This window comes from Streptomyces sp. NPDC022910 (genome assembly GCF_055561075.1).
Window position 1 is genome coordinate 1 of sequence record NZ_JBVHHL010000110.1, and the last position, 10,433, is coordinate 10,433.

10 protein-coding genes and 4 pseudogenes are annotated in these 10,433 nt (G+C 67.1%); 6 read left to right on the forward strand and 8 right to left on the reverse strand.

Annotated features, from left to right (window positions below; genetic code table 11):
- Positions 1-260: 260 nt before the first annotated feature.
- From ACZ3TS_RS41485 to ACZ3TS_RS41500, 4 genes and pseudogenes are all read right to left on the reverse strand, one after another.
- The gene (locus ACZ3TS_RS41485; RefSeq protein WP_467628017.1) at positions 261-2,030 is read right to left on the reverse strand and encodes an ABC transporter ATP-binding protein; all 1,770 of its coding nucleotides are present in this window, start codon (positions 2,028-2,030) and stop codon (positions 261-263) included.
- Positions 2,031-2,147: 117 nt separating this feature from the next.
- Positions 2,148-2,318 carry a hypothetical protein gene (locus tag ACZ3TS_RS41490; protein WP_467628019.1) on the reverse strand — a complete coding sequence of 57 codons (171 nt, stop codon included), beginning with the start codon at positions 2,316-2,318 and terminating at the stop codon, positions 2,148-2,150.
- Positions 2,319-3,197: 879 nt separating this feature from the next.
- A pseudogene (locus tag ACZ3TS_RS41495) lies at positions 3,198-3,543 on the reverse strand (tyrosine-type recombinase/integrase); the annotation flags it as partial.
- Between the two features lie 39 nt (positions 3,544-3,582).
- Positions 3,583-4,370: pseudogene (locus ACZ3TS_RS41500) on the reverse strand (transposase); the annotation flags it as partial.
- Between the two features lie 458 nt (positions 4,371-4,828).
- On the opposite strand from ACZ3TS_RS41500, the gene ACZ3TS_RS41505 reads away from it, so the two are divergent.
- Together ACZ3TS_RS41505 and ACZ3TS_RS41510 are read left to right on the forward strand one after the other, a co-directional pair.
- Positions 4,829-5,053, forward strand: a complete 225-nt coding sequence (locus ACZ3TS_RS41505; protein WP_467628021.1) for a hypothetical protein — start codon at positions 4,829-4,831, stop codon at positions 5,051-5,053.
- A 142-nt stretch (positions 5,054-5,195) separates the two neighbouring features.
- Positions 5,196-5,423, forward strand: a complete 228-nt coding sequence (locus tag ACZ3TS_RS41510; RefSeq protein WP_467628023.1) for a hypothetical protein — start codon at positions 5,196-5,198, stop codon at positions 5,421-5,423.
- A gap of 431 nt (positions 5,424-5,854) precedes the next feature.
- On the opposite strand, the gene ACZ3TS_RS41515 is transcribed toward ACZ3TS_RS41510, so the two are convergent.
- Together ACZ3TS_RS41515 and ACZ3TS_RS41520 are read right to left on the reverse strand one after the other, a co-directional pair.
- Positions 5,855-6,199 (reverse strand): DUF1877 family protein, encoded by a 345-nt coding sequence (locus ACZ3TS_RS41515; protein WP_467628035.1) that lies wholly within the window; start codon positions 6,197-6,199, stop codon positions 5,855-5,857.
- A pseudogene (locus ACZ3TS_RS41520) lies at positions 6,111-6,496 on the reverse strand (YxiG-like protein). Before ACZ3TS_RS41520 ends, ACZ3TS_RS41515 begins: the two are co-directional and overlap by 89 nt.
- 331 nt (positions 6,497-6,827) lie before the next feature.
- Here ACZ3TS_RS41520 and ACZ3TS_RS41525 point away from each other — a divergent pair.
- The 4 genes from ACZ3TS_RS41525 to ACZ3TS_RS41540 all read left to right on the forward strand — a co-directional run bounded on the left by ACZ3TS_RS41525 (position 6,828) and on the right by ACZ3TS_RS41540 (position 9,268).
- On the forward strand, positions 6,828-7,238 hold the full coding sequence (locus ACZ3TS_RS41525; protein WP_389580970.1) for a VOC family protein: 411 nt from the start codon (positions 6,828-6,830) through the stop codon (positions 7,236-7,238).
- Positions 7,239-7,544: 306 nt separating this feature from the next.
- A complete protein-coding gene (locus tag ACZ3TS_RS41530) occupies positions 7,545-8,066 on the forward strand; it encodes a helix-turn-helix transcriptional regulator (protein ID WP_467628025.1) in 522 nt (173 codons plus the stop codon).
- Positions 8,066-8,728: a glyoxalase gene (locus tag ACZ3TS_RS41535; protein ID WP_467628027.1), complete on the forward strand. Its 663-nt coding sequence runs from the start codon at positions 8,066-8,068 to the stop codon at positions 8,726-8,728. The genes ACZ3TS_RS41530 and ACZ3TS_RS41535 overlap by 1 nt, the downstream gene beginning before the upstream one ends.
- 54 nt (positions 8,729-8,782) lie before the next feature.
- A complete protein-coding gene (locus ACZ3TS_RS41540; protein WP_467628030.1) occupies positions 8,783-9,268 on the forward strand; it encodes an iron chaperone in 486 nt (161 codons plus the stop codon).
- Between the two features lie 141 nt (positions 9,269-9,409).
- Here ACZ3TS_RS41540 and ACZ3TS_RS41545 read toward each other — a convergent pair whose 3' ends face one another.
- Together ACZ3TS_RS41545 and ACZ3TS_RS41550 are read right to left on the reverse strand one after the other, a co-directional pair.
- Complete coding sequence (locus ACZ3TS_RS41545) at positions 9,410-9,799, reverse strand: Tn3 family transposase (protein ID WP_467628032.1); 390 nt, start codon at positions 9,797-9,799, stop codon at positions 9,410-9,412.
- 395 nt (positions 9,800-10,194) lie between these two features.
- Positions 10,195-10,433 (reverse strand): annotated as a pseudogene (locus ACZ3TS_RS41550) (ISKra4 family transposase); the annotation flags it as partial.

The following is a 10,433-nucleotide window of genomic DNA, read 5'->3' on the forward strand; positions in this document are numbered from 1 at the left end:
GGTTCACTACTGCTCATGGGTGTGCAATCTCCTGTCGTGCCCTCTCAGGTTAAACGTTCACAGAAGGGCGTCTCACCACAGGCTGACAGAGAGGGCCCGGGCGCGCCCGCACCACGACCTCGCCCGGTTCTCCCTCATTCGCAATCTCCTGGTAGTTCCCGGCGTCGGGACAACCCGAGAACGCGTACACCCAGTAGCCCATGCCCGACCTCCTGCCCATACCAACGACTGACCCACTGACGCATACGGCGTCTTCCAAACTAGTGTTCCAGGATCCGAGTGACCTCCACTCTTGGCCCGTGCAGGGTGTGGATGGCGTCCGCATGCTGAGCCAGGGCCTGGTCGTGGGTGATCAGGATCGTGGTGCGACCGGCCATGAGCCGCCGTAGCGGGGCCAGGACATGCGCGGCCGCCTGGTGGTCGAGGCCGGCGGTTGGCTCGTCGAGGATGAGGACCGGGGTCGCTCGGAGGAAGGCCCGGGCGATGGCGATGCGCCGGCTCTGGCCTCCGGACAGCTGGAATCCGTTTTCCCCGATGGTGGTCAGGTAGCCGTCGGGAAGGGCGGTGATGAACTCATGGGCGTCGGCGTCCTTTGCCGCTTGGATGATCTCCGCCATCGTGGCTCGAGGCCGGCCGTAGGCGATGTTGTCGCGGATGGTCGTATGGAAGAGCTGAGCGTGTTGGGGGAGCAGGGTGACCGCTGCGCGAACCGAGGCCGTCGTCACGTCCCGGAGATCGACTCCGTCCAAGCGCACCGATCCGGAATCCGGGTCCATGAAACGCACCAGCAACTTGGCGAGGGTGGACTTGCCCGCGCCGCTCGGGCCCATAATCGCGAGCACCTCGCCAGGCGCGACACTGAAACTGACGTCGCGCAGCACCGGTCCGCGCCGGTTTGACGGGTAGACCGCCGCAACGCTCAGGCAGTCAACACGTCCCTGCACATGGGCGAGTGCAGGGGCGTCGGGGCGCTCGCGGACCGGGGAGCGCATGTCGAGAAGTTCGATGACACGTTCGGCGCCCGCGCTGGCGGAGCCGAACACCGATGCCAGGCCGGAGAGTTCCTGCACGGGCCCGAAAAGCTGGGCGAGGAAAGCGGCGAAGGCGAGCAGTCCGCCCAAGGTCAGCGCGTTCCGTGTCAGTTCGAAGGCGCCAAGGCCCACCACGGCAAGGGCGCCCACCACTTCGAACACATGCAGCAGTGACGGGTACAGATGTGCTACTCGTGCCGTGGAGAGATCCGCGCGCAGCAGGGCCTCCCCCTCCCGGCGGACCCGTTCGACCTCGTGGGCCTGTCGGTTGTAGGCCTGGGCCAGGGCGGAGCAGGTGAGGCTCTCCTCGACCACGGCAGTGAGGCTGCCCTCACACCGCCGGGCCTCGCGTGACAGGGTATGGATGCGGGCGCTGAACAGCCGGGCCGCGAGCCAGAAGAACGGCGCCGCGGCGAGAGCCGCCAGGGCGAGCGGCCAGCTCAGATAGAAGGCAGCCGCCACGAAGAACAGCAGGCTGATCAGTGCCGAGCCCGATGAGATCAGACCGGACGCCACCAACTCTTCGATCTGGGAGATATCCGAGGTCAGCCGTGCCACCACGTCGCCGTGCCTGCGGGTTCGGAGGATGTCGGGGGGCAGGCTGTGCAGATGTTCCACGACCGAGGTGCGCAGACGCAGGAGGAAGCGCTCGGCGACCCAGGTGGCCAGGTACTCGCCCGCAAAGGTCAGCAGCGCCGCGACCACAGCCACGGCGGCCATGAGCCCGGCCAGCGGCAGGAACGCTGTGAACCGTTGAGGGATCAGGACTTGGTCGACCAGGTTCTTGAAGAGCCACACCGAAGCGACTTCACCCGCGGACCCCGCGATGAGGAGGATGGCACTCGCGGCGAGCCGGTACCGGTCGGGGCGTGCCCATGGCCAGAAGCGGCGGAACGCGTCGGCCAAAGACACGGCCGCCGCAAGGGGCACTGAACTGTCCTCGGCTGCCGGGGACACGGGCTTGATGTGAGACGAGTCGGCGTGTGTCGCGTACGCCAAGCGGGGTCACCTTCTCAGAGAGGGAGCCAGGTGGGGGGCATGCTGCGGAAGGGGGGCCGACGGACGGGACGCGCCGTCGCCCCCCCGGATGACGATCCTCAGGTGAGGTGGCGATGCTTAGTAGCCGCCGCCGTAGCCGCCACCGCGGCCGTAGCTCCTGCGGTAGCTGTAGCTGTAGCTGTAGCTGTAGCCGCCGCGGCAGCCGTAGCTGCTGCGGCGGCTGTAGCCGCCGCGGCGGCCGTAACCGCCTCGGCCACCGCGGCCGTTGAAGATCGAGAAAGCGCTCATGACGTACCTCCTGTGTGACTGGATGCGCCGGAAGGACTTCGCAGCCCATCGGTTGTCTGAGATCGGCCCCAACGGCACCGAAGACATCCATGCAGCTGGGGTGGGACCCCTTGGGCAATTCGGTGTGAACTGGGGTGATCGATGAGAAACACCTATGAACATACTTAAATCACTCTAAGAGTGCTCACTCAAGTGCAAACAGGACAGTCCTCGTGTGGGTGTGGGACACCTCCGCGGATATCTCCCGAGGGCAGTAAGAAGCGACCAGTTCGCCGCGCCGCCACGCGGCTGCCGAACCTGCCTTGAGGCTGTGAGATCAATGCCTGACGTGAACTCAGTAGCCCATCACGAAATACAGACTGACGTCACATCATGTGTCGTCGGACGGGACGCGCCGTTGACCGCCGCCCGCTATGGGACCGCGCTCGGGCAGCATCGGAGCGGGCTGCCACGACCCTCGGGCACGTGATCGGAATGGTCGGGAATCACGGCAGCCATTCAGGTGACATGACCACCTGAAGAACTCTGTCGCCGGAGAGCGCCGAGACCGACCATGACCGCCAGCCACTGCGAGGGACCGTGCGGCAACCTCTATGACCCCCACTGACCGATCTCTGTAGAGCTACGGATCAGAAGGCTTCTGACATCCACGGCTGACATCAACGACGCCGAACGAGGGCGTACATCAGCGTCTCTGTCCGGCCGTCGCACCAGCCGACGGCAGCAGCCAGAACGGAGTCGGATCGACTCCTGAAGCGGGTGTCGCAGGTTCGAATCCTGCCGGGGGCACACGATGAAGGGCCAGTTCAGAGGCTTGATCCCCTCGAACTGGCCCTTACGCGTGACCACAGCCGTGCCACTCGCGTGCCAGAAAGTCCGCTAAGAGTCCACGTCGCCCCGAGTCTCGCGGATCATCGAGCCGAGGCGATCGGCGATCTCTCGGTCGCGGCCGTTGACCATGTGCTGATAGATCAGCGCCGCCCGGGGCGTGCTGTGGCCCATCCGGGTCATCAGCTCACGCAGGCTCGCGCCGGACGCGGCGAGGGTGTTCCCGGTGTGCCGAAGATCGTGGAAGTGCACGTCTGCCGTGATCCCCGCCTTCTTCCTGGCCTTGATCCAGTCGTCTCGGAAGTTGCTGCGACGGAGCCGACCGCCCCGGGGCGTGACCGTCTCGGCCGGACCCGGAGTAGGCGTCGAGGTGCCGCTTCACGTCCGGCCGGAGTTCGGTCGAGGTCCAGGGCGTCAAGGAAGCTCCTATAGATTGTCAAGCGGCCTGTAGGAGGCGTAGCTGTGGGATCTTCATGCTGGTCAGATGCTTGTAGACCTCTCGCGCGACGAAGCGTTTGAGGCAGCGGAAGATGTCCTTCTTGGACATGCCTTCGGCAGTGCGTCGCGCGACGTAGAGCCGTGTGCGGGGGTCGTAGCGCATCCGCACGAGGGCGATCGTGTGGAGGGCATGGTTGGCCTGGCGGTCGCCGCCGCGGTTGAGGCGGTGGCGGTTGGTCCGGCCGGAACTGGCGGAGATGGGGGCTGCCCCGCAAAGGTGGGCGAAGGAAGCTTCGGACTTCAGCCGGTCCGGATTGTCGCCTGCGGTGATCAGGAGTTGGGCGGCCGTCTCGGTGCCCACACCGATCAAATCCACCAGCCCGGGAGCCGCGTGCGCGACCAGGGGGTCGAGTTCGGCATCGGCCTCGGCTATCTCCTCGGTGAGGTGCTGGTAGCGGCGGGCCAGACGCCGCAGTGCGGTTCGGACTGCGCAGGTCGGGTCGGCGAGGTCCGCGCCAGGGCGAGAGCGGGCAAGCAAATCAACTGGTAGGTGGGCAGGCCGCGCAGACGTTCCCGGACCTCGGCGGGGGCGGAGACGATGAGCGTGCGGATCTGGTTGATCGTCTGGGTGCGGGACTTGATGGCGGAGCGGCGGACCACCCGCAGGGACCGGATGGCCTCCACGATGCCGTCACGGGTCTTCGGCCGGCCTTGAGCGCGGCCGGACAGGACGGCGGTCGCGGCGGCGTAGGCATCGACGGGGTCGGACTTGCCATTGACTCGCCTGGGAGCTGAGGTGAGGTGGGCTGGAGAAGCCAGCCGGCCAAGCCGTTCGTTCGGCTCGACCGGCGGACCTCAGCACGCGGTCGGTGGAAAGGTGCCGCCTTCCGCCCCTTTTCTTCGTGGCCGGTCGAGGTCTACCCGCTGCACGCGGCACCGTCGCCGGGGGATGCCCACAGGAGGCCCACAGCCTGCTGATATGTCCACGGAGGCTATGTGCTGCGGAACCCCCGTAGGTCTAAAGTCCTAATCGATCAAGGCAACTTGGGGTGCGGGACGGGATCCGCGGTGAAGGAGGCTTGATGTCGCACGACGTTGGAGAGAGCCCGGCGCCCAGATGCGACGCACCCACATACGCGATGTTCACGGCAGAGGCAGGGCGCCAGGCCGGGCTACCCAGGCCCAGGGCACGCAGCCGTCGGGAGGCAGACGTCCGCAAGGTGCCGTGGTGGCGGGTGCGGACCTTGCGGAGGATCTCAGGTCTGTCCACCCTGTCCGGGGGCGTGATCTTCACGATTCTTGTCCTGGCGATCTACGCGCTGGTCGGGGACACCTCGCTGGCGCCCCAGGCCGTGCTCGGACTCCTGATATCGGTCGGCTTGATGATTCACGGGGCGTACCGCCTCCGTGGAGGTGGTGGTGCCACGGCCAGGGCCCTGGCCCGTGCGGCCTGTACGCCCGGTCCCTAGACCAAGCGGTATGCCCTGCTGTACGACCCGCCCTGGGGCGGGATCAGCCCTGCTGGTGCTGTTCCCCGCCGGTAGTGGCAACGATGTCCAACCCGAAACGGTGCTGGAACTCAGGCCCCTGCCCCTGCCCCCGCGTCGGTTCATGGGGGCACGCAGACTGCCGGCCGATCTGCCCGTCGAGCCCGTCGGCAACCTCGAGCTCCATGGCCGAACAGACGAATCACCCACGGGCGTCCCGTGGATCGACGGGCGAGCGTACTGGCCGAAGCGCTCCTACGGACCTGACGACCTGAAGAGCGGGGACGGTCAGGCCCTGATGGCCCGCCTACTGGCCGACGCCACTGAGGACGAGGCAGCCATCGATTCGTGACCCCTTCGCGCCGACGACTCTCGGGCGGGCATGGTCGCTGCCGTGGAGGCGAGCGGAGATATAAGCGTCGGCAACAATGCTTGCGCTACTGGCAGTTGAGCCGCGCTGTGGCCAGTTATCCGTGGCCCGTTCTGATCGCCGACTACGACGATCAGAACGGAGCCTTTCCGTCACCGAGCAAGGACACAGACGTTTCGTCGTGGGGGCCGGACAGAAGGTGGATCTGACGTACCTGATCGTTTTGCAGCCGCAAGCGAACCTCAGCGCCTCTCAGGGTTCCCGCCAGCCCTGCCGGAAGGTTCTGCAGGACACCCCCCCACAACCCCGTTGAGGGGAGGAACAGGCCCAGGTCGACCTCCACGGGGATCTAAATCCTGCGTTCAACCAGCGGCTCACCCTCGCGGCGTCAGCATCTCGCCCGCTGTGGTCCCTCAGTCCAGCCAGACGAGTATCGCGTCGTCCGTCCTGGCAGCAGCTTCGAAGAACTGTGTGAGGTCGTCGTACCAGGTGCGCCCCCACTCCAGCGAGCCGGTCTCATCCCCTACGAACGGATACACCTCGGCGCTGATCAGTTCAGCGGGATCCACCCCGCTAATCAGCTGGGCATAGGCGGTGGCCCGCAAGGCTTCCGCCGCGAGCCGGACCCGCTCAGGCCGCAGGTACCTCGGAGGCCCGTCCCCCCAGTCCTCATGTACGCACCTCGTGGAAGTCGATGCCGATGGCCTGCGCCCACCGGGCAGCGGCCTCCGACCCGGAAACGATGGTCGCGCCGGGATAGAGGGGCTGCCACTTGACGCCCCAGATGAAGCCATCGAGATCCTTGCCGGTCTCGTGCGTTGTGAGCCTGTCATCCAACGAGGCCTGCCACGTTGCGGGCGCCAGCGAGGTACGGCATCAGCCTCCACGCAGTGGCGGAACACGTACCGGTAGTGGGCCGGAGGAATGCCGGTCCTCGGATCTGCCGCCATGTACACGATCAGTTCGTAGTCGCGCATGTAGTCGGCGTAGCCGTGATAGATCAGGGCATGATCAAACATCTCGTCGAGTACACGCTGGAGATCCGGGACGTCCATGGCGCAGTTCTACATGGCGCGACGTCGGGCCGTCTGCGGGCCGTCCGAGGCGAACCAACGTTGACAGACGACGACAGCCGGTGACCGTGTCGGCGCTGGCCAGATCGGCGCCGCAGGGAAGACCCCGAGGTGGGAGACTTGGCGCATCACTTCCAGAAGAACTAGTCGGACTGTCCGACAGGGTCCCTGGAGGGCGGCTGACGGGGCGTCGGGTGCACTGTCGCGGGAAGCGAGTGCGCTCCGCGTGACATGCCCGTGAACGTCCCGGCGTGTCCGGATCGATCAGGAATCGAGAAGCGCGGTTCACGGAGTCGCCTCTAGCCTGCTCGTCATGGACATCACCATTCACACGACTTCTCTTCCGCACGACGACCCGGACGCGTCGCTCGCCTTCTACCGCGACGTCCTCGGCTTCGAGGTCCGCAGCGATGTCGGGCAGGGCAGGACGCGCTGGATCACGGTCGGCCCGGCCGGTCAGCCGGGCACGTCGATCCTTCTGGCGCCGCCTGCCGCCGACCCGGGAGTCACCGAGGACGAGCGCCGCACGATCACCGAGATGATGGCCAAGGGCACCTACGGCTGGATCCTGCTGGCCACCCCGGACCTCGACGCCACGTTCGAGAAGGTGCAGGCCGGTGATACTGAGGTCGTCCAGGAGCCGACCGAGCAGCCGTACGGCATCCGCGACTGCGCGTTCCGCGACCCCGCGGGCAACCTGGTCCGCATCCAGGAACTGCGCTGAGCTGTGCGGGTATCGATGCGGCCGTGCGGACCGACATCGCGACCACCCATAAGGAACGCGGCGGCGCACCAGAGCGGAAGTGCCTGCCCTGCCGGTTGCCCGCCAGGGCCGCGTCCGGGTCCTCGTTGAACCGGTCATGAGCCCGGACTCCGTCCCGCTATTGTCCGGCAGTTGCTCGACCGGCTGGTCGAGTCCGGCGGGCCGGTCGACACCACCGAGCGTCTGGGGTGCCCGCCCCGGCGGGCACCCCAGACGCTCGAAGACGTCGATGGAAATGGAAGATGAAAGGCAAAGGGGAGGGTTCTCATGTGTAAGCCTGAATGGCGGCGTGCACGCGTCCAGGCGCAGCGCCTAGCTGATCTCGCGCGGCTGCGCCGCGTCCGCGACCGGATCGACAGGGAATACGCGCAGCCGCTGAACGTGGAGGCGCTCGCCCGTGATGTGAACATGTCCGCCGGGCACCTGAGTCGGCAGTTCCGGGCCGCCTACGGTGAGTCGCCGTACGCGTACCTGATGACGCGTCGCATCGAGCGGGCGACGGCGCTGCTGCGGCGGGGCGACCTCAGCGTCACCGAGGTGTGCTTTGCGGTCGGCTGCGCGTCGCTGGGCACGTTCACCACCCGCTTCACCGAGCTGGTCGGCATGCCGCCCGGGGCCTTCCGGCGCCAGGCGGCGGATGCGGCGGCCGACCATGCTGATGCTGCGGGTACGGCCCGCGATGCGGTGTCGGCGATCAAGGTGGAGGGGATGCCGGCGTGTGTGGCGAAGCAAGTCTCAAGACCGGTCAGGAATCGAGAAGCCCCGACCGCCGCGCAGCCCCTAGCGTGATGGTCATGGCAACTACTTCCACCGCAGCCAACACGTCCCTCGCGTCCGTCACCCTTGAGGTGGCCGACCCCGAAGCCTCCCGCCGCTTCTACAGCGCCTTCGGCGTGGACACGTACATACGCCTGCGGGCGTCCGAGGCGCACTCCACCGGATTCCGCGGCTTCACCCTGGCGCTCACGGTGTCCGGGCCGGCCACCGTCGACAGCTTCGTCGGCGCCGCTGTGGACGCCGGCGCCACGGTGCTGAAGCCCGCCGCGAAGTCGCTGTGGGGCTACGGCGGCGTCGTCCAGGCCCCGGACGGGACGATCTGGAAGATCGCGACCTCGGCGAAGAAGGACACCGGCCCCGCCACCCGCGAGATCGACGAGGTCGTCCTGCTGCTCGGCGTCGAGGACGTGAAGGCCACCAAGCAGTTCTACGTTGGCCGGGGCCTGACCGTGGCCAAGAGCTTCGGTGGCAAGTACGCCGAGTTCGCCCCCGATGAGTCCAGCCCCGTCAAGCTGGCGCTGTACAAGCGCCGTGCCCTTGCCAAGGACCTCGGCGTCCCCGCCGACGGCACCGGCTCGCACCGCATCGTCCTCGGCAGCACCGACGACACCTTCACTGACCCGGACGGGTTCGCCTGGGAGGCTGCCGCGTCGCTCGCCCCCACGCTGTCCTGACTCCCGGCCCTCGCACTTCCGCCCTGCCTCACCCTGCACGAAGGGAAACTTGCCATGCCGTCCACGAAGTCGCCCGCCGAGGACTCCGGCACGACCACCGAGAAGTACAACGGATTCACCGCCGAGGAGCGGGCCGCGATGAAGGAGCACGCACGCGAGGAGAAGAAGGCGGCGGCGCGTCGCGGTTCGTCCCGGGCGGAGAAGGAGGCGGCGGCGGAGCGGGACGTGCTCGCGAAGATCGCCGAGATGTCGGAGGCGGACCGCGTCCTCGCCGAGCGGATCCACGAGATCATCAAGACCGCCGCTCCGGACCTCGCGCCCAAGCTCTGGTACGGGATGCCCGCATACGCCAGAGACGGCAAGGTCGTCTGCCACTTCCAGAGTGCGGAGAAGTTCAAGTCGAGGTATGCCACGCTCGGCTTCAGCGACCAGGCGGCACTCGACGACGGCGCCATGTGGTCGACTGCCTACGCCGTGAGGGAGCTGACCGCGGCCGACGAAGAGCGCATCAGCGCGCTTGTCAAGAAGGCGGTGGGCTGAGGCCGGCCGGGGCAGAACCGGCGGCGAAAGTCACCGAGCCGTGGAAGATGTTCACACCCTGGCACAACGCGTCGCCACGGCCCTGCTGGTCCCGCAGGAAGGCGAGCCGTAACGCGTCAGTTCCGCCTTCCACCGACGCGCTCAGCCCGGCAATGCTGAGGCGGACTCGGGGGAGCGTGGCCGGGGCACATTGACCGAAAGCCCCAGGTCGAGCCGCTTGTCCATGTCGAGCCGGAACGTTCCATACGGGTTGATGTTCGACCAGAACAGCGCGGTCAGCCCGCGCCGGGCCTCGTCACTCAGCTTCTTCGCCCAGGCCGGTTCGGCGAGCACCTGCTGGAGCAGCAGGGTGTTGATGTGCACGAGACTGCTCTGGAGAAGGTGCAGGGCGAGCATCGATGTCTCGGCGTGCTCCTTGTCCGGGCCGGTCAGGGCCAGCCGGACGAAGCCCCGGTGCCCGTGCCCGCAGGACGATGGAGAGTCCGCGCGTTCTACAAGACCGACGGGTCCCCTTCGGTCGGTGTGGTCCAACTCCTGCCAACGGCTGGTCCTTGATACCTAGGTAGCATCCGGGCAGGGCAGACGCGACCCGTGTACGGGGCCTTCCAAACTGGTGGTTCAGGTCGGCGAGAAGAGCCGCACTTGTCAAGACCGCGTGCAGTGGCTGACACCAACAAGCGCGAACAGCAGCGGTCGGCGCCGGACCTCAATGGACGATCGACCGAGGCGCAAGGGCCGTTGGCCGACGTTGACAGACCCCCGTGATCGACCTGATGAGGATGAGGCCAGATCTCGAACTCCGTGTCCAGCCCATGGCTCACGCCCGCCGACCCGTCGTCACCCAAGTTACTTCGGGACAAAGTAGTCCCAAATACGACCCGTCAGGCAGCGCGGGTGCGTTTCCGTTGAGGTGAGCTTGGCGGGAGTCATGCGGCGAGGGCGAGTTGGCCTGGGTAGCGGGTGGCGTGGGTGCGTTCGTACTCGCGCTCGAGATGGAAGGCCCAGTACGCGTCCATGTCCCCGTTGGTGATCACGGCGCGGAGGAGGAGGACGGCTTCGGCGCCGTCAAGGCTCCATCGTGCCCCGGTCACGTCAAGGCGATCTTTCACGAGGAAGCGGCAGCTGCCCTCGATGACTCCGGTGGCGATCGGCCAGCCGAGGGTGA

What these genes read in the sequence shown, in the direction of transcription:
- ACZ3TS_RS41535 (WP_467628027.1), top strand. Translation starts at nt 8,066, where the DNA reads ATGGTCATGGCAACTACTTCCACCGCAGCCAACACGTCCCTCGCGTCC.
- ACZ3TS_RS41490 (WP_467628019.1), bottom strand. Translation starts at nt 2,318, where the DNA reads ATGAGCGCTTTCTCGATCTTCAACGGCCGCGGTGGCCGAGGCGGTTAC.
- ACZ3TS_RS41530 (WP_467628025.1), top strand. Translation starts at nt 7,545, where the DNA reads ATGTGTAAGCCTGAATGGCGGCGTGCACGCGTCCAGGCGCAGCGCCTA.
- ACZ3TS_RS41510 (WP_467628023.1), top strand. Translation starts at nt 5,196, where the DNA reads ATGGGGGCACGCAGACTGCCGGCCGATCTGCCCGTCGAGCCCGTCGGC.
- ACZ3TS_RS41525 (WP_389580970.1), top strand. Translation starts at nt 6,828, where the DNA reads ATGGACATCACCATTCACACGACTTCTCTTCCGCACGACGACCCGGAC.
- ACZ3TS_RS41540 (WP_467628030.1), top strand. Translation starts at nt 8,783, where the DNA reads ATGCCGTCCACGAAGTCGCCCGCCGAGGACTCCGGCACGACCACCGAG.